Below are 20,059 nucleotides of genomic sequence, written 5' to 3'. Positions count from 1 at the left end.
CGCTATATACATAGTTCAATCAACCATTCATCAATCAACGATACGTTAACTTTTATGTCAAACTCTCTGTTTTCAAAAGAAATGCAAGACCAGCTCAAAGAACTTAAAGGCCAGCTGAGCAAGGGCCGTGATACCAATTCACCTGAAGGTGAGAATCAAAAGCCAACTGAGCCGGTATCGCTACCGACTCAAAAGCAAGTAAAAAAGACAGTCAAGCAGCTAGATAGTGAACATATCGATGACGATAAAGTTCTATTTATGCAAGCCATGCACGGTGTCAATCAGTTAGAAGACAAAAATGTTCGCTCACCTGCCAGCGCAACTAGAGCAGGCAAACCTGATGCAGCGACACTATCAAAACGTGCTGCGGCTCAAGGTAGTGAGGCCAGTGATTTAGGCGCAGGCTTGTCAGATATGCAAGCACTACTGAACCCTGTTGCTGCTGAAGCTTATTTGTCTTATAAGCAGCCAACACTGCAAAATAAAATCTTTGATCAGCTCAAAAAAGGCAAGCTGCGTTGGTATGATGCGGTGGATATCCATGGCTGTACGATAGAAGAAGCACGCGAAGCGATGACTCAACTGTTGAGCCAAGCCAAGCAAAACAACGAAACCATGGTAAAAATCGTCCATGGTAAAGGTAGTGAAGCGATCTTAAAAACTTGTATCAATGGCTGGTTACGTCAATTGCCAGAAGTATTAGCTTTTTGCTCTGCGCCACCAAAAGATGGTGGTAACGGTGCTGTACTAGTACTACTTAAAAAACCTAAAGCAGATGGCGAATAGGTCTATTGTTAGTGATACGGTACTATATAAAAAGGACTGCTTATTTGCAGTCCTTTTTTTATCAATCATTCATAGTTCAGACATGAACTATAACGATGTTTCCTTCAATGAACGCTCTCTTTAATGTACATTCCATTTAATGTGAGCTTCTCACCTTTTATTAATATATAGACTTGAGCACCTTCTAATTAGCAAAGCGAAATCACTATGAATATACAGACTATTGAAAACATTAACGAACTAGAACAGCAGATTGCTGCGCTGATTGCCATTGAACCAAGGTTTGCTCCTGTGCATAAACAGGTTGGCACACCTAATCTTAGGCATAATGCAGGTGGGTTTGAGCAGTTGATGAGAGCGATGGTTGGTCAGCAGTTATCAGTTGCCGCCGCTGCCAGCATTTGGAAACGGTTGGTTGATGCAGAATTGATCACTCCGCAAGCAATACGTGAAGCGACAGATGATACTTTGAAGACGCAAGGATTGTCTAAGCAAAAAACTCGTTATGTACGCTCCTTAGTGGATCATGATATAGACTTTTCAGCATTAGAAACTTTGCCAAATGAAGAAGTCATAACAACCTTGACAGCCGTGACAGGGATTGGACGTTGGACAGCTGAGATGTATTTATTATTTTCGCTAAAACGTGCAGACATACTTGCAGTCGATGATTTGGCCATTAAAGTTGCAGCCATGGAGTTGTTAGGCTTAGCAGAGCGCCCAACACCCAAGCAGCTAAAAGACTTAACTCAGCATTGGTCACCTTATCGTAGTGCTGCCAGTCTACTGCTTTGGTCGTACTACGGTTTATTACGTGATAAAACCGCAGTACCTTTATAACTAATTGAGCAAAAAACATAGCCAGTGTTATTCACTACCATTCGTGAGCAAAAAGTCTCTTTTAAGGCTGATTCCATATAGAAAAGCCAGATTTGTTTTTAGTGTGCTTAAACTTACTTTTTCTTAGCATATGACTTTTATGCTTTAGTGCCTTAAGCGCACCACTTCTGCTGACGGTCGCCATAGAGAATTTGTGGTGACTTGCAACATCATTTTTAGCCTTGTCACTATCTTTACGAATATCAACGCCATCGTCGTTGTAATCTTTCCTGTATACGCTTGTGTTTACTTCCTTGTTATCAGACACTTCATTATTAGCAGAGTTACTACTGTTGTCTGATTCATCTCCTTCTGCTGAGTCATCAGTGCTACTTCCCACATGATGTTCAAGCTCCGTTTGATTAACAATCAACTGCTGAGTCGGCAATGCATGTTCTACTTTATATTTCGCGACTTTCTTTAGTATATCGACAAACAAAGCGTTTTGTTTGTCATAGAACTCAATGATACCAATAGCATTCACATAAGCTTGCAACTGAATAACATAGCAATCTTGACGCAGCTCTAAAATATTGACCTGATTCCATTCTTGATTGGTCAAATCATGCTCTTTTATAAATTCATCCAAGTCATTAACCATTTTGAATATTACGTCAAGATCAGCGGTACGCTTAATATATAAGTAATGGAAAAAACGAAACATATCGCGAGAGGTAAAGTTTTCGATTTGCATCGATGAAAAATCACCGTTTGGTACCGTAACAATCGTCCGCGACAAGGTCCGTACACGCGATGAGCGAATACCAATATCAATAACTGTGCCTTCGTAAGTACCAAACTTACAATAGTCACCGATACGCACAGGTGAATCTGCGACGACGACGACACTACCAACTAAGTTTTCGATCGTCTTTTGCGCACCAAGGGCCAACGCCAAACCACCCACACCCAGTGCGGCAATACCAGTGGTCAAATCAAAACCCAAATTGCCAAAAATAACAATCACTGCAAATATCAGTAATAGCGCTTTGACGACCTTACGCAGCAGTCCCAAAATTGAGACACGCTCAGTATAGTTTTTCTTGTAGCTTAGATTTACCGCTCGAGTAAATATCGCATCGATCACTCGTAATAGTAGCCAAGTCAGCGCCAACCAAGAAGCAATATCCGTAAAGCGATTGACTGGCTCACGCAGGGTCACCGAAACCCCTGCATAAACCATAACCTCGGATAGTATCAATGCCATAATGACCACAGAAAGTGGCAATATTACCTTATTAGGTAACGGCAATGGCGTACCACGCAAATACGGATAAACAATCCTTAATAAGTGGTATAGCAACCATACCGCGACATAAGTAAGTACAAAGCTAGTCACAATCATGGTGAGCGCGGCAACCAAATCAGCTAGCTGATAGCCAAAAAGCTTTTTACCATCTAAAGAATCAACCGTGTAGCGCGATACTAAGGTCGGCTCAGTATTTTCTATCACTTCTGGTACTGAGGTCAACGTATCGCTAGAGAACTGCCAATATTGCTCATTCTGTTTTGAGACCACTCTTTCGAGTAGTAACGGAACACTTCGCTCTCCGATATTAATCACACCGACATTTTCTTGGCTAGGTGGCAGCTGGTCAGTTAGATTACCCTCAGGTGAGTTACTAATCTGTAGATCCGGCTGAAAACGCCCACCTGCATCTAGTGCCTGTTTAAACTGTCGCACAACGGTCGTTGGGTTATCGGACTTTGATAAGTTGAGATAATTACTTGCCAGCAAATAATCATTTTCACCCAGCGCACTGATAAACCCTTGTACCGTATGACGCGGCGTATCTCGGCCAAACGAATCAGGCAATGGCGTACTTACTGTCTCTCCACTACTGTCATTACCCACTCCAAGCGCACCAGCCTCGACAGCATAAGCATTATTTGGCAAGGCAATGCTCAACAGCATAGTCAATAATAACATTGCGACTATAATTGGCATTTTAGTAATAGCAGAGAATAAATTAGGCAAAGGACTGGGAGTCAGATTATGCTTGATAGACAAAACAAACCTCTTAGTTTAAAAATGGCATGATAAATGACAGGTGATGTCCATACTATAGTAACAATTATTTATAACAGCAGTACTTTTGATTACGCAATTTTGTAGCTAACTGTATTGGTATTTGATTTTTTACTCTATGTGCATTTCTAATAATAAGTATTTATTAAGACAGCTTTTTCTTATAAAACTAAGAAGATGCTCATAAAATATTTAGGTAAATTAATTTTTAATAGACTATTTAGCAAGCTAACCTGAATAACATTCAGCCTACCCTGAATAAAAATTAGGTTAAAGTAGTTTATAAAGCAAGTTAATTTGTAGATAATGAGCACAGTTTTGCTTATATACTGTTTTTTGTAACTTTTGACCCCTTTTACGTCATAATAGTTACCTCTCATTTCTGCATTTTTAACTTGATTACTTTGGAATCGACTATGTCTGTATCACGTGCATCTTCACGTACCTATCTTCGTTTAAGTATTTTGAGCGCGCTTGGCTTACTTGCAGTAAATACTGCAATGGCAGCCACTTCTGAAAACGCTTCCATCAACGATAGTAACCTACCACAAGTTGAGCTTGATGAAATTGTCGTGACAGCCACTCGCACACCTACTAAGACAAGTAATGTAATTGCGCAAACACGAGTAATTAATAAAGAAGAGTTACAACGTTATCAAGGTCAAACCGTTTTGGACGTACTCAAACGTCAGCCAGGCATTGCTTTTAAACAAAACGGTGGTCTTGGCGCTTCTTCAAACTTTTATATGCGCGGCTACGATAGCAAACAAGTCCTCGTATTGATTGATGGTATACGTTATAGCTCAGTCAGTGCTGGAGGCGCCGCGTTAAACTTGCTACCTGCTGATCAAATTGATCGAATTGAAGTTCTCTATGGTGCATCAGGTTCTAGCATCTATGGTGCGGATGCGATGGGTGGTGTGATTCAAGTATTCACTAAAGGCAGCAATATAGATCGAAGTAGCATGTCAGTTACCGCAGGTATCGGCTCAAACGATCATTACGTATATGGTGCGAGCGCACAACTTGCCAATACTAATGGTACTACATTAAGCCTTTCAGCCAGTCACAACGAAACAGATGGTATCAATGCGACCCGACCAGATCCCAGTAATCAAAACGACCCTTATAACAAAGACGCTGATGGTTTTGAGAGCGACAGTGTAAGCCTAGCAGTCAATCAGCGTTTTGGCGATACGTTACTGACAGGTGCTAGTATCTTGTATAGTAAATCCACTACTGAATATGACGACGGTATTTTTGAAGACGTTCATGCTGATCAAGAAAACGGCGCAGCGCAAGCTTATGTCGACTGGCAATATATGCCTGATGCCTCTGTTAAGCTCCAATATGGTCACTCTGTTGATAAAAGTGAGTCTTATGCTAAGTATCCGAATGTATTCGATGGTACTCAAGACCAGATTAGCTTAGTTGGTAAAAACAAGCTGCTAGCTGGTGAAGCTGTTTATGGTCTCGAATACCTCACTCAAGACTTAGACAGTACGGCTTACAGTATTGATGACCGTAATGTCAAAAGTGCCTTTGCTGGCTATGTCGTCGCCAATGACCGCTTTGATGCTCAAGCTAACCTACGCTACGATGATGACTCACGCTATGGTGATGAAACCACCTATAATTTGGGCGGTGCGATGCATCTTAGTCCTAATTTTCGTGTTGGTGCGAGCTATGCTAAAGGCTTCCGCGCACCTGTCTTTAATGATTTAAGCCCTGCATATGGTGGCGATCTTAACCTTAACCCTGAGACTAGCGACAACTATGAAGTATTTGCTCAGTACGATAGCACTCGGCACAGCACACGTCTGACAGGTTATCGCAGTGATGTGGATAATTTAATTGCTTACTCTAATTTCAAAGCAAAGAATATCAATAGCGCTAAGATTGAAGGCATATCATTAACCTCTGACTGGGAAATGAACGACTATCTGCTTGGCGGCAGCTATGACTACCAGAAGGCAGAAGACAGTAGTGGCGGAAGTGATGATGGCAACTCTCTTCCCTACCGTCCTGAACACAAGGGCTTGGTATATGTCGGATACCGTCTGCCAAGTTTAGATATACGCGCTGAATATCAGTATGTAGGGGACTATTACAGCAGAATTACCAATACTGACTCTCAATTTGTAGACAACTATGGATTGCTGAACATCAGTGGTAACTACAAACTTACTGATAATTTATCTATGACTGCACGTCTAAATAACATCACTAATGAAGAGTATATAACAGATATTGGCTATAATACTGACGGTATTAACTACTTTACCTCTCTAACCTACAACTGGTACTAATTTTGGCTGAGTAGTATCAAAAAACATTAAAACAAAAAAGGTCATCAGTCGATGGCCTTTTTTATGGCTATAGATTCCTGTTTGAGGTTTTGTTTGTCTAAGGCGTCAGCTATTTATCTCAGTCAATAGGTGACAATTAACCACTCATCTATTACAATAACGACCTCCGAGAGGTGTTGCGCCATAATAGTGATTTACTGCATTAACATTCTATAGTTATGCAATCAAAGGTTATGTTAGGCTCGGTTAACTGTCGAGAGTCCATATTTTTGGTCGCTCACAGCGCAAACAACGGCACCTGCGTTTTTATTCTTTTTATCATTCGTTAACCACTGATAGGAGCATATTATGGACGCAGTGTCTACTACACCATCTGCCCATACGATCGATCCCTCTTTCACTGACTACAAAGTCGCTGACATCAGCCTTGCTGATTACGGCCGCCGTGAAATTACCCTTGCTGAAGCCGAAATGCCTGCCCTAATGGGTTTGCGTCGTCGCTACGAAGCAGACCAGCCGCTTAAAGGCGCGAAAATCGCTGGCTGTATCCACATGACCATTCAGACAGCCGTACTTATCGAGACACTCGTCGCGCTTGGTGCTGAAGTACGCTGGACATCATGTAATATCTTCTCAACTCAAGACCATGCTGCTGCTGCAATTGCTGCTGCTGGTATCTCTGTTTATGCTTGGAAAGGCGAAACAGAAGAAGAGTATGAATGGTGCCTACGTCAGCAAGTCCATGTTGGCGGCGAAGCATCAGGCCAACTTTGGGATGCTAACTTAATCTTGGATGATGGCGGTGATTTGACTGCTTTGATTCACAATGATTATGCAGAGCTTCTTGATAACATCCACGGTATTTCAGAAGAGACCACCACTGGCGTTCATCGCTTGGTTGAGATGCTTGGTAAAGGTACGCTTAAAGTACCAGCCATCAACGTCAACGATGCAGTTACCAAGTCTAAAAACGACAACAAATACGGCTGCCGTCATAGCTTAAACGATGCTATCAAACGCGCTACCGATATGTTCCTTGCTGGTCGCCGCGCTTTAGTTATCGGTTATGGCGATGTAGGTAAAGGCTCTACACAAAGCTTACGTCAAGAAGGCATGATCGTACGTGTTTCAGAAGTTGACCCTATCTGTGCTATGCAGGCATGTATGGACGGTTTTGAAGTATTATCACCATACATCGACGGTGATAACACGGGCGGCGCAGCTAGCATCAACAAGCGCTTGCTTGAAGATACTGATATGATCGTCACCACAACTGGTAACTACCATGTTTGTGATAGACATATGTTAGCAGCCCTTAAACCTGGTGCTGTGGTATGTAACATCGGTCACTTTGATACCGAAATCGATACCCAATTTATGCGTGATAACTGGCGCTGGGTTGAGATTAAGCCACAAGTGCATCAAATCTTCCGCTCAGACGATGAAAACGATTATTTGATTTTGCTTGCTGAAGGTCGCCTAGTAAACCTAGGTAACGCAACTGGTCACCCATCACGCGTGATGGACGGCTCATTTGCCAACCAAGTATTGGCTCAAATGTATCTGTTCGAAGAAAAATTCGCTGACTTGCCAGCTGACCAACGTACTGACAACCTATACGTAAAAGTATTGCCTAAAAAGTTAGACGAAGAAGTAGCCGCTGCGATGGTTGCAGGCTTTAACGGTACGCTAACCAAGCTGACCCAAAAGCAAGCTGAGTATTTGGGTGTGCCAGTTGAAGGTCCATTCAAGCCTGATGCTTATAAATACTAAAAGGAGCCTGACTGTGAGTAAGCCTGCTTTCTCCTTTGAGTTCTTTCCTGCAAAGACCGAGCAAGGTCACGAAAAGCTTCTCAGCACTTATGATGAGCTTAATAAGTTGTCGCCAGCTTATTTTTCGGTAACTTATGGTGCGGGCGGTTCAACCCGTAGCCGCACCTTAGATATCGTACAGGCACTAAGTGCGCGTGGTACCACTGAAATCGCGCCGCACATGTCTTGTATTGGCGATGACAAAAGTGAAATCGCTGAATTGCTCGAGTATTATAAGACTTTAGGTATTAGACGCTTAGTAGCGCTACGCGGCGACTTGCCATCAGGTCAGGTGGGCATGGGTGAGCTACCATTTGCGGTAGATTTGGTAAAGTACATTCGTGAGCATTCAGGTGATCACTTCCATATCGAAGTGGCTTCCTACCCTGAGATGCACCCACAAGCGCGTAGCTTTGAGTTTGATATCGATAATCTGGTAAATAAATACCAAGCTGGTGCCAATGCGTCGATTACCCAGTTTTTCTACAACGCTGACAGCTATCTGTACTTGCGTGATAAGTTAGAGAAACGCGGTATTGATACAGTAGCTCAGCCTTTGGTCGCTGGTATCATGCCAATTACCAATTCAAGCAATCTCTTGCGTTTTGCTGATAGCTGTGGCGCTGATATTCCGCGCTATGTACGTAAACAGCTGACGGATTTTGGTGATGACCGTAAGGCTATTCGTGAGTTTGGCTTTGATGTGGTTTATCGCTTGTGTGAACGCTTGATTGCCGAGGGCGTACCTGCCATGCATTTTTATAGCATGAACAAAGTTGAGCCAAACAAACGCTTGGTAGAAGCATTGGGATTGACTGCTTAAACTTGTAAGCATTCTAGAATATCCTTTAATCATTCCTGAAGACATTATTAATGACTGGCGCTTTTAGGAGCGCCAGTTTTTTATTGTCAAAATTTTGACCAATAACCCTTTACCGTTTTATTCATACACTTTATCTTATTTGATTTTTAAAAATTTCTTCACTGTGTAATAATACTGCTCTAAAAATAATTTTCTTTATTAAGAAAAATTCTCATAAAACAAATGTCATTAATTGTCTCAAGTGATATTCTATAGATCTAATAATAACTATACTCAATCAAATAATAGGAATAAGACCACGTGCGACGTTTTTTTTATGCCGTTAACAACGACAATACTGATACCTCACCACTGCCTAAATTGGGTGAGTTACCGCTAGGTAGCAATGTCGAATTGCCAGATAGCGTTGTCCATCACTGGTGCCGTGTACTACGAGCAAGTATTGGTGATCAAGGGATCTTGTTCGATGGATTTGGCGGCGAATATACAGTAGAGCTACAGGCAATCAGTAAAAAAAATGCCACTGCTACTTTGCTTACACATATAGACGACGATCGTACGCCGCCTACTATCACTCAGATTGGTTTGGTAATGAGCCGCGGTGAGCGTATGGATTATGCTATTCAAAAAGCAACTGAGCTTGGGGTAACTGCTATTCAGTTGCTCAGCAGCCACCATGGCGAAGTCACATTAAAACCTGCTCAAGTTGAAAAGAAACTGGCACATTGGCAACAAGTAGCGATTGCCGCTTGTGAACAATGCGGTCTTAATCGTCCGCCCCTCATTCTTGCGCCACAATCTATCAATGAATGGCTAAGCAATACCAATTCTGATGCTAAGACTACTGAGGCTATGGCTACTGACGTTACAAAGACGCAAATGGCCGTCAGTTCTATCGTTTCTGTGCTTAGTCATGATCCTTACTATCAAGTATTAGCAAACGCTGCAGATCTATGTATGCAAATGAGTGTACCAGCAGCAGGACAGCCTGCTATGCCTAACGCTTTACCCGATACTCTCAAACAACAGACCCCTTATATCAAACTGTTGATCGGGCCTGAAGGTGGTCTGAGTCAAGATGAATGTCAGCAAGCGGAGAGTGTTGGCTTTAAGCCTTGGCAAATCGGCACAAGAGTCTTGCGTACCGAGACTGCACCAGTGGTAGCGTTAGCTACTTTACATGCCTTAAGCACCTAGTAAAAACTGATAAGTATTAGTATGACTATCGTAGTTTTTATCTTTTATGCTTATAGTCCAGAATAATGTCTGTTCTGTATCGTGCATAGTAAAACGCGATGCCAACTCAATGTTAATAAATTGATAATGCAGTTCTTATTTTTATAAGCCCTTATCTTTTGTGAGCCACTATTATGAGCAATTTTGACACTATTCCAGTATCAATCAAGCAGCAGTTGATGAGTACGCTATGTGAACAGCTTGAAGACGCCATTTTTATACTAGACGAAAATCTACGTTATTTATCTGTTAATGCCAGTTATGAGCTTTTGATTGGCTACAAAGAAGAGTTCTTGGTTGGTCGGCCACTTGGTATTTATGCTGCTGAGTTTTTATCAGAAGAAGAGCAAGTAATTCTAAAAGATATCAAGAAAAACTTAAACGAACATGGTTTTTATGAACTTGATTTTTCGATGGCCAACCGTTATGGACAGAATATTGACTGTCATATTACTTATCGCAGAATTTATATAGATCAAATGTCTTATCATATTGGTATGCTGCGTGATATGTCTGCAGTTATTAAAGATCAAAAACAGGTCGCCCATTTGCTCAACTATGATCAGCTCACGGGGCTCCCAAACCGCAAGGTGTTTTTGAGTCAGACAAGTGACATGCTATTGGATAGTTATCAAGAGGTTGTCCTTGTACGCTTAAATATTGATCGTTATCGCAATCTTGCCAGCCTACTAGGGCCTGATGGTGCCAATGACTTGATAAAAAACTTTGTAGAAGAAGTCGAAAAGCTCAAACTGCATAATTTACGCTCTTTTTCTCACTTTGGGGGTGATGATTTTGCGCTATTATTTGAAGTTAAAGATGCCAATATGGTACGTCATCAGCTAGACACACTCATGCAAATGTGTGAGCGTCCCTTCTCTACTGACAAGAGCCATGCGACAGATGCAAATATCTATTACCATATTTCTGTGGGTGTGAGCTGTTTTCCAAAAGACGATAACGAAGTAACGGGTTTATTGACCAAAGCAGAAAAAGCATTGGACTATGTCAAGCAGCATGGAGGCGATGATATACGTTGGTACGATGAGGCCATTGAAAGCGCTACCGCTGGCAGTTTAGAGTTAGAATCTGAGCTTAGGACTGCTACCATTGAAGGTCAATTCGTTCCTTATTATCAGCCAAAGTTCTCATTAGAGACTGGTGCTATCACAGGTTTTGAAGCATTGGTACGTTGGCAACACCCTACTCGCGGATTGCTCAAGCCCGTTCATTTTATCAATGCCATTATCGCGCACAAGCTCTCCTTTGATTTGTTTTCGCAACTGGCCATTAAAATTGTCAAACAACTAGCCATTTGGCAACAGCAAGGGTTTCATCAACACGTCTGTATCAACGCTGATGCTGCTGAGTTCAGCCACCCTGACTTCTTTGATATGGTAAGCACACTACTGACCGAGAATGACGTTGCTGCCCATCAATTGCACATTGAAGTGACCGAGTCGTCTTTGATTCAGCGTCATGATAATGTAAAAAAACAGCTTAACTCGCTTAGAGAGCTTGGCGTACGTCTAGCGCTCGATGATTTCGGTACTGGTTATGCATCATTGAGCTACTTGCAAGAATACCCATTTGATTTTATCAAGATTGATAAGAGCTTTATCTCCAATATTGAAACTGATCGTACCCAACACGCAATTGTAAAAGCCATTTTAGACTTAGCAGTCGCTTTAGACATGCAGGTCGTTGCTGAAGGTATCGAAACTGAGCAGCAGCGCGATGTGTTGTTAGATATGGGTTGCAAAATTGGTCAGGGCTATTGGTTTAGTAAACCCGTGGCTGCTGATGTCGCCACTGAGATGCTGATTAAACAAAATGCTTCTGAGTAAACGCTAAACTATTCGTTATAAGTTATAAGTTATAAGTTATAAATCATAAGCTACTATGTTCAGACTCCTAGCATACGAGCATGTTTAATGTTTATCACGTTTATATCTGTGACATAACTTACATGCTCAGTTCTACCAAATAGTGTTGTAATTTGTACTGATGCGTTTGTCTTTATGGCGAACGCTATTTTTTTGGCTGTCATTTTTTCATGTTAATACTAATCATATAGAGGACTATCTGTCTTAGTAACGTTAGAGTTTTCATATGCTTAATGCTGCTGCTTCCTAGCGCCTAACGTCGATTGCATAACCGATGCAAGATAGGTTCATGACTTATCAGTCCTGTCACCAAACTTGTATAATCACCTATGAAAGCCTATCTTTTATAGTGAATTTGTTAGAGCATATTTAATCTCTCATTGACTCTGACAATCACCACTCTTTTCAACACTATTTTATGTAATCGATAGCATGGTTGACCTGCTTTACTGTTTATCCTTTATTTAGATTTTCAGATTGGCTAGGTAAGAATAACGCACTAGAGGATAGTGCGACCATATGCTCATTATTGGCTATGATCGGTTACATTCCAAAAAGGACAGGAAGTTATGCAATACAAAGCACCCTTACGTGATATCCAATTCGTTATGCATGAACTACTCGATAGTGAAAGCCACTACAAAACTTTGCCTGCGTTCCAAGAAGCTGACCGTGAGCTAATGGACAGCCTATTTGAAATGGCTGCAAGCTTTGCTGAAAACGAACTGTCACCATTGAACCAAAGCGGTGATGCTGAAGGCTGTAAGTTTGATAATGGTAAGGTCACCACGCCAAAAGGCTTTAAAGAAGCTTATGACGCGTATTGTGAGCTTGGCTTCCCTGCTTTATCTGCTGAAGAAGATTTTGGCGGTCAAAACATGCCGTTCTCATTATCTACTGTCATCAATGAAATGGTTGGTACGGCTAACTGGTCATTTTCTATGTACCCTGGCCTATCACATGGTGCTATCCAAACCATCGAGCATCATGGTACTGACGAGCAAAAGCAAACTTATTTAGAAAAAATGGTCACTGGCGAATGGTCAGGCACCATGTGTCTTACTGAAGCGCATGCGGGTTCTGACTTGGGTATTATCCGTACCAAAGCTGAGCCTAAAGAAGATGGGAGCTATAGCATCACGGGGCAAAAGATTTTCATCTCTGCCGGTGAGCATGACCTAACCGGTAACATCATCCACATTGTATTGGCTCGTCTACCAGGCGCACCTGCTGGCACCAAAGGTATCTCATTGTTTATCGTTCCTAAAATGACGGTTAACGCAGATGGTAGCGTTGGCGAAAGCAACAATGTTGTTTGTGGCTCTATCGAACATAAAATGGGTATCAAAGCCTCTGCAACTTGTGTCATGAACTTCGATGGCGCAACAGGTTACTTGATTGGACCTGAAAACCGTGGCCTACAGTGTATGTTCACCTTTATGAACGTGGCACGTATCGGTACTGCCGTGCAAGGTTTGACTGCAGCAGAGTATGCATTCCAAGGTTCATTGACTTATGCAAAAGACCGCTTAGCGATGCGCTCACTATCAGGTACGAAAGCACCAGAAAAAGCGGCTGATCCTATCATCGTACATCCAGCGGTTCGTAACATGCTATTGACTGAAAAAGCCTTTGCTGAAGGTGGTCGTGCGCTAGTTTATTATCTCTCACATTTTGCAGATACCGTCGCAAAAGGCGAAGGCGAAGAGTTGAAGTTTGCTGACCAAATGTTATCACTACTGACACCAATTGCTAAAGCGTTCTTGACTGAAACAGGTTTAGAAGCTGCTAACCATGGTATTCAGGTTTATGGTGGTCATGGTTTCGTTAGCGAATGGGGTATGGAGCAGAACGTACGTGATACGCGCATTTCTTGCTTATACGAAGGTACCACAGAGATTCAAGCACTTGACTTGTTAGGCCGTAAAGTCCTAGGTTCACAAGGTAAGCTACTTGCGAACTTTGTAAACGTTATCCAAGAATTCTGTGAAGAAAACAAAGAAAATGACGAGATGGGTCAGTTCATTCGCCCACTTGCCAAGCATCTTAAAGAATGGGGCGATTTGACTGCACGCATCGGCATGCAAGCAACTGAAACGCCAGACGCTGTCGGCGGCGCTGCAGTAGACTATATGTATTTCAGTGGTTATGTCACCCTAGCCTACTTATGGGCACGTATGGCACTGGTTGCTCAGACTGCTATCGCAAACGGTACTGGCGAAAAAGCATTCTATGACGCTAAAGTTAAAACGGCTCAGTTCTACTTTGCTAAGCTATTGCCACGTACTACTACGCACGTACAGCGTATCAGCACTGGTGTAGAGCCATACATGAGCATGGACGTTGATCAGTTTGCCTTTTAATTAAAGCGCTAAACTTTGCAATCGTGTAATCCTGAGCGGCAACATACTTCGGTGTGTTGCCGCTTTGTTTTGCGTATGCTTATGACGACTATCGACATAGTTTTAACAGTAGCAACTATCTATAAGTACCGACCTGTCTACCTTCTCACATTCTGGTTATCAGTAAGGTATCTATAAGCACTTCAATAGCCGCTGCTAACTTTTGGTGTACGCACAATTCACGAAGAAATACACTCGCTCACAAGCTTATTTGTTAAACTTTGATTATTAATCGCTAAGGTTATACCAAAAGAACAGTTGATAATCTTAACAACTTCAATTTTAATTATTTGAACCAAAGGAATGTTTATGGCTGTTTATAATGCCCCTCTTAATGACATGCGCTTTATCTTAAATGACGTATTCAAGGCGCCAGAGTTTTGGCAAAACAACGAAAACTTGGCTCATGTCGACATGGAAACTGTCGATATGATTTTAGAAGAAATGGGAAAACTGTCAAAAAACATTCTACTTCCTATTAACCGTAGCGGTGATGAAGAAGGCGCAACTTTCGAGGGTGATGGCGTCGTCACGACTCCGACAGGATTCAAAGAAGCCTATAAGCAATATGCTGAGTCAGGCTGGGTCGGCTTAAGCGGTAATGCTGAATACGGCGGTCAGGGCTTCCCTAAAATGGTTACCATGCTCACCGAAGAGATGGTTTTTACTGCTAACCAATCATTTGCTCTGTATCCAAACCTAACGGTTGGTGCGACGCTTTGCTTAAATGCGGCTGGCTCTGAAGAGCAAAAGCAAACTTATCTAGAAAAAATGTACAACGGCGAATGGGCTGGCACTATGTGCTTGACAGAGCCGCATGCTGGTACTGATTTGGGTATTATCAAAACCAAAGCCGTGCCTAATGATGATGGTAGCTATGATATCTCTGGTACCAAAATCTTTATCACTGGTGGTGAGCATGACCTTACTGACAATATCATTCATTTGGTATTGGCAAAAACACCAAATGCACCAGAAGGCTCAAAAGGCATCTCACTATTTGTCGTACCAAAATTCTTGGTCAATGCAGATGGTAGCTTAGGCGAGCGCAATACGTTAGCGGTAGGCTCTATCGAACACAAAATGGGTATCAAAGCCTCTGCGACTTGTGTCATGAACTTTGATAACGCCAAAGGCTGGATGGTTGGCGCGGAAAATACTGGTCTATCATCTATGTTCATCATGATGAACTACGAGCGTGTCACTATGGGCTTGCAAGGCCTTGGTGGTTCTGAGCTTGCCTATCAAAATGCAGCGTTATATGCCAATGACCGCGGTCAAGGCCGTAGCGATACACAGCTACAAAGCCCAGAAAAACCCGCTGATGCTATTATCCATCATGCTGACGTCCGTCGTATGCTATTGAACGCCAAAGTAAACACGGAAGCGTCGCGCTGTTTTGCGATGTACGTTGCCAAAAACCTTGATGAAGAGAAGTTTAGTACCGATCCTGAGTCAGCCAAAGCGGCTGCGGCTCGTGTTGCTCTATTAACACCAGTTGCTAAAGCGTTCCTGACTGATAAAGCACTGGAAGCCACTGTTGATTGTCAGCAAGTATTTGGTGGTCATGGCTATATCCGCGAATGGGGTATGGAACAGATCGTTCGTGATACACGTATTGCACAGATTTATGAAGGCACCAACGGTATTCAGGCGCTTGACTTACTAGGTCGTAAAGTTGCTCGTAACAACGGCAAGTACGTCACTCACTTCTTGGGTGAGATTCGTGACTTTGTTAGCAACATGCAAGCAGACCACGCTATCAAACAAGCTACGTTGAATGCAGCAGATACCATCGAAGAGCTAACCACCACTGTGCTTAACAATATCGGTGAACGCAAAAACGAAATCAATGGCTGTGCGGTTGACTACATGCATGCGTTTGGCTACCTTGCTTACTCGTACATGTTTGCGTTGATGGTAGAAGCTGCTAATGGCAAAGAAGGTGAGTTTTATACCAATAAAGCCAAGCTTGCTGACTATTTCGTCGGTCGTGTCTTACCGCGTATCGATGCTCATGCACAAATGGTCAAAGCTGGTAGTGACCCAATGATGAACTTTGATCTTGCTTATTTTGATGTTCCTGCAAGCTAAGCTAGCTTTACAACTCACCTAAAATACCTTGATTAAAAGGACAGTCGTGTTACTGTCCTTTTTTTTGTCAAAATAACTGCTAACAAAATAATTCAATATCAATAGGCAGTTCCGATTAAAATAACGCAAGACAAGATGTCGCTCGACTACAATTGAACGATTGGTAAACATTACTCAACCACTTATACCGACTTAAATAATAAAAACGACTGAAACAACCATGATAAAGGGTGCGACGTGTCAGAATTAAAACGCATTTTACAACAGATTACCGCCTTGAGCGACGTGCCAGATCCTGCGGTACTCAAACGCTTGATTGATGAGCTACGAGTCAGTGATAAAGAACCTGCATTGGCCAACGAAAAAATTCAATCCCTTATTGATATCATACATCAGCATCCAGAATATGGTGATGGGCTGTCTAGTTTTGTGCTAAAACTGATTATCCAATATCGACAAATCGCGCTGTATACCGACACTGGTATCATGTCCGATCAAGGGTTCTTTAACAGTTTACGCCGTTTGATTGGCCATCGGTTTTTACCATTATTACCACAAGATGACTCTGTCGTTGAACTGGTGAGCTACTTATTTAATAAACGCTCTGATGAACGTTGGCTGGCCAATATTGAAAAGGAAAAATGGGACAAATTGGTTGAGCTGGTTCGCGTAGAAGAGAAACACTTAAACCTAGTCGCTACCGCAAAAAACAGTATTTTAAACGCCATTATCATTTTGTCTTATCGCATCAGCGGTATCGGCTTGCATCCTGATTTGATGGAGTCCTATCCGCAGATACTGAACTACTCAGCATCTTTTGTTGCACAAAATCAAGAAGCCGTACTCTTTGTCAATCAATATCGTCAAGCACATGAGCTTGATACCTTGACAGATATCACGCCTGAGCAAGCAGTCGACCCCGCACCATTATTGGTTATGCTTGAACAGTGCGAAGATATTGTTGCTACTGTACGCAAGCGGATTTATAAGACCGGTATCTCCATCCGTTTGACTAATATGATGCTGCGTCTAGATCAAAGTTTGCAGCGTATGCGGATTTTGACTGAGTTGGTCACAGACGATAATCAAAAGCGAGATCGCGCTGTTATTGAACTGATACAGGCGCTTATCACTACGGCTAATCAGCGCTATAGTATTGGTTATTTGATTGATAATAATACTAAACTGCTCTCTCGTAAAGTCACAGAAAATGCCAGCCGCGTCGGTGAGCATTATATTAGTACCGACAAAGCTGGCTATCAAAAGATGCTCAAAAAAGCCTCTATTGGTGGCTTTGTCATTGCATTTATGGCAACTATAAAAATACTGGCGTATCACTTAGCGCTCGCACCCATGGGTCGCGCGTTCATCAACAGTATGATTTATGGTTTGGGCTTCGTATTTATTCATGTTATTCGCGGCACAGTCGCGACCAAGCAGCCAGCCATGACCGCGGCTGCAATCGCTTCTACCATATCTGAAGGCTCTGGTAAAAAATCACATCAGTTGACTAAGCTATCAGAATTAGTCGTCGATATCTTGCGCACCCAGTTTATCGCTATCATGGGTAACGTCATGTTAGCCGTACCCGTCGCCTTGATTATCTCTTTTGCTTGGTTGCAATATACTGGCGCGCCAATGATCGATACCGAAAAAGCAGGACACCTGTTACATGATCTCGACCCCTTTCACTCATTAGCACTACCCCATGCTGCCATTGCGGGGGTTTACCTGTTCTTATCTGGTTTGATTGCCGGCTACTACGATAACTTGGCAGTTTATAACAACGTAGGCGCGCGTATACAACGTCACAAATTATTAAAATACATATTGCCTAGTTCATGGCTTCAGCGTTTAGGCGGCTTTATAGAGGCCAACTTGGGCGCTATCATGGGTAACTTCTTATTCGGGGTGTTCTTAGGTAGTACCGCGACTATCGGCTATATCTTCGGCTTACCAATTGATATTCGTCACATTGCCTTTGCTTCAGCAAACTTGGCACACGGACTATTCAATATATCTGCTGATGACATCAGCTGGAGCCTCATCCTAATTTCTATACTTGGCGTGGCACTTATTGGTCTGGTCAACTTGATCGTTAGCTTTTCGTTGGCACTGTTTGTCGCCCTACGTTCTAAAGAAGTTCGATTTTTTGAATGGAGTCGCCTCACAAAGCTGGTATTTGGCCATATTATTAGTCATCCATCTGATTTTTTCTGGCCACGTGATAAGCCTATGAAATATGCGCGTATCGATAGTCAGGGTCACATGATATTTGATGATACTTCCGCACAAAAAAATGGCAAATCTATACCAAGTAATTATGTGGTAAGGCGTCTGTCTGATGTCAGGATACTACCTGAATCTAAACATGCTGATGCTCAACATTCCCAGACCAATACCGACATCAACTATGAAAAGCAGCCGTCAGATGAGCATACGCAGCCGTACAACTCTCCTGAAAGGGTAATGGATCTGGACGATGGTTTAGTTGATGACGAACTAAACAGCGTTCCTTATACTGATGATATTCAATACGATAAGGCCACCAAAACGATAAGTGCGATTGATAACGATGTTGTTAGTGATGAGCCAGACCACACTAACTCTGATGACAAGCAAACTGGTGACGCAAAAACACCTTTACCAAAACCTAAAAAACCACCAAAGCTACCTAGTTAAATAGGTAGTTGCGGTGGCTTTATGCTTGTTTAGTTGCTTACATCGTAGTTATTAAAAGATTTAACAATTTCATTTCGTTACTGACTTGGTACTCACCACCTAAACCTTCCAAAGTCACTAAATTTAGCCACTTTATCTAGAATAATAACCTATCCCCAAAAGTATGGCTCATCCTACTCTATTCAGCTACCTTCATTTAATAAAGCCGCTATACTCGCAGTTTGTTCACAAATATGCTGGTATATTTTTTATACTGAAGACCTTTTACTTCAAAATCCGTTATGAGAAAAGCATAATAATCTAACTGTTCACTATCACTTCATATAGCCATATGAGCATAAACTAACGATACTATAATTGTCTCTCTGTTGTACTTATATACTCTTGAACAATTATCAATCGACCTACTCACACTTTCTTGTATCTTACAAACTTCACAATGTTTCTCACTAAATACTTATTATGCAATGAAATAGGAAACTAAGAAGTACAGTCTTATCCACTATTAAATTAAACTTATGTAGGTTATTATAATTGTTGTTAGTTAATGTTACCTATTTACAACACAAACCACTCTAAACATAAATACTTCTTAACCCATAAGAAGTTCTAATAAGGATATCTAATGGCACAAGCAACTCAGCTCATCTTGCAAAAAAATAATGCTGACTTAGTAAATCAAGTATTAAATAGTAATCAACCTACTAAAATAGTCGCTGAAGAAGGTATGCAGATTACTTTAATAGATTCTAAGACAGGCCAACCCGCCAAAAAATTACAAGCTAAGAAAGTGGCTGATAACTTACTGATTGCAGATGAAAATGGTGAGGCATTGCTCACTATTGAGGATTATTATCTAACTGATAATATTACACTTGGTACAGTGAGTGATATAGGTTTTGTTGAGTTTAATTATGTAAGTGCTGAAACAGGCGCAACGACACAAATAGCTTCAGAAACATCCTATACAACACTTGTATCAGAGATGCTAGGTGATGCTTCATTAATCGAAGGCATCAGCAATGGTGCTCTACTGGGTTCAATTGGTGCTGCCGCGTTAGGAGTAGCAGCTATAAGTAGTAATTCAAGCGATAGCTCACCAAAATTACCTGCTAACGAAT

The 20,059-nt window shown here is 41.9% G+C and carries 12 protein-coding genes; 11 read left to right on the top strand and 1 reads right to left on the bottom strand.

What is annotated here, in order from left to right:
• The first annotated feature begins 54 nt into the window (after positions 1-54).
• Positions 55-786, top strand: coding sequence for a Smr/MutS family protein (locus tag CXF69_RS08085; RefSeq protein WP_101204988.1), 732 nt, complete (start codon positions 55-57; stop codon positions 784-786).
• 207 nt (positions 787-993) lie between these two features.
• Positions 994-1,626, top strand: a complete 633-nt coding sequence (locus CXF69_RS08080; RefSeq protein WP_101204987.1) for a DNA-3-methyladenine glycosylase family protein — start codon at positions 994-996, stop codon at positions 1,624-1,626.
• A gap of 61 nt (positions 1,627-1,687) precedes the next feature.
• On the opposite strand, the gene CXF69_RS08075 is transcribed toward CXF69_RS08080, so the two are convergent.
• On the bottom strand, positions 1,688-3,613 hold the full coding sequence (locus CXF69_RS08075) for a mechanosensitive ion channel family protein (RefSeq protein WP_404944615.1): 1,926 nt from the start codon (positions 3,611-3,613) through the stop codon (positions 1,688-1,690).
• Positions 3,614-4,110: 497 nt separating this feature from the next.
• Between CXF69_RS08075 and CXF69_RS08070 the strand changes: the two genes are divergently transcribed.
• From CXF69_RS08070 to CXF69_RS08030, 9 genes are all read left to right on the top strand, one after another.
• The gene (locus tag CXF69_RS08070) at positions 4,111-6,003 is read left to right on the top strand and encodes a TonB-dependent receptor plug domain-containing protein (RefSeq protein WP_101204985.1); all 1,893 of its coding nucleotides are present in this window, start codon (positions 4,111-4,113) and stop codon (positions 6,001-6,003) included.
• Positions 6,004-6,351: 348 nt separating this feature from the next.
• Complete coding sequence (ahcY, locus tag CXF69_RS08065; RefSeq protein WP_101204984.1) at positions 6,352-7,776, top strand: adenosylhomocysteinase; 1,425 nt, start codon at positions 6,352-6,354, stop codon at positions 7,774-7,776.
• Positions 7,760-8,638 (top strand): methylenetetrahydrofolate reductase [NAD(P)H], encoded by an 879-nt coding sequence (metF, locus tag CXF69_RS08060; protein WP_166739256.1) that lies wholly within the window; start codon positions 7,760-7,762, stop codon positions 8,636-8,638. Before ahcY ends, metF begins: the two co-directional genes overlap by 17 nt.
• Positions 8,639-8,938: 300 nt before the next feature.
• On the top strand, positions 8,939-9,835 hold the full coding sequence (locus tag CXF69_RS08055) for a 16S rRNA (uracil(1498)-N(3))-methyltransferase (RefSeq protein ID WP_101204982.1): 897 nt from the start codon (positions 8,939-8,941) through the stop codon (positions 9,833-9,835).
• 173 nt (positions 9,836-10,008) lie between these two features.
• Entirely contained in the window at positions 10,009-11,721 is a 1,713-nt protein-coding gene (locus CXF69_RS08050) for a putative bifunctional diguanylate cyclase/phosphodiesterase (RefSeq protein WP_101204981.1), read from the top strand.
• A 608-nt stretch (positions 11,722-12,329) separates the two neighbouring features.
• Complete coding sequence (locus CXF69_RS08045; protein WP_101204980.1) at positions 12,330-14,123, top strand: acyl-CoA dehydrogenase C-terminal domain-containing protein; 1,794 nt, start codon at positions 12,330-12,332, stop codon at positions 14,121-14,123.
• Positions 14,124-14,471: 348 nt separating this feature from the next.
• Positions 14,472-16,256: an acyl-CoA dehydrogenase C-terminal domain-containing protein gene (locus CXF69_RS08040; RefSeq protein WP_101204979.1), complete on the top strand. Its 1,785-nt coding sequence runs from the start codon at positions 14,472-14,474 to the stop codon at positions 16,254-16,256.
• Between the two features lie 237 nt (positions 16,257-16,493).
• Positions 16,494-18,938, top strand: coding sequence for a site-specific recombinase (locus CXF69_RS08035; RefSeq protein WP_101204978.1), 2,445 nt, complete (start codon positions 16,494-16,496; stop codon positions 18,936-18,938).
• Positions 18,939-19,563: 625 nt separating this feature from the next.
• Positions 19,564-20,059, top strand: a 496-nt coding sequence (locus CXF69_RS08030) for a hypothetical protein (protein ID WP_145990567.1), incomplete at its 3' end; no start/stop codon positions are given.

It is taken from the genome of Psychrobacter sp. Choline-02u-9 (assembly GCF_002836505.1).
Lineage (GTDB): Bacteria > Pseudomonadota > Gammaproteobacteria > Pseudomonadales > Moraxellaceae > Psychrobacter.
The sequence above is the reverse complement of the archived record's forward strand: the minus strand, read 5'-3'. Positions and strand labels throughout refer to the sequence as shown.

Bases quoted from the DNA above. Each gene is read 5' to 3' on its own strand.
- ahcY (WP_101204984.1), top strand. From the start codon at position 6,352: ATGGACGCAGTGTCTACTACACCATCTGCCCATACGATCGATCCCTCT.
- CXF69_RS08045 (WP_101204980.1), top strand. From the start codon at position 12,330: ATGCAATACAAAGCACCCTTACGTGATATCCAATTCGTTATGCATGAA.
- CXF69_RS08075 (WP_404944615.1), bottom strand. From the start codon at position 3,613: ATGCCAATTATAGTCGCAATGTTATTATTGACTATGCTGTTGAGCATT.
- CXF69_RS08040 (WP_101204979.1), top strand. From the start codon at position 14,472: ATGGCTGTTTATAATGCCCCTCTTAATGACATGCGCTTTATCTTAAAT.
- CXF69_RS08050 (WP_101204981.1), top strand. From the start codon at position 10,009: ATGAGCAATTTTGACACTATTCCAGTATCAATCAAGCAGCAGTTGATG.
- CXF69_RS08080 (WP_101204987.1), top strand. From the start codon at position 994: ATGAATATACAGACTATTGAAAACATTAACGAACTAGAACAGCAGATT.
- CXF69_RS08070 (WP_101204985.1), top strand. From the start codon at position 4,111: ATGTCTGTATCACGTGCATCTTCACGTACCTATCTTCGTTTAAGTATT.
- CXF69_RS08085 (WP_101204988.1), top strand. From the start codon at position 55: ATGTCAAACTCTCTGTTTTCAAAAGAAATGCAAGACCAGCTCAAAGAA.
- metF (WP_166739256.1), top strand. From the start codon at position 7,760: ATGCTTATAAATACTAAAAGGAGCCTGACTGTGAGTAAGCCTGCTTTC.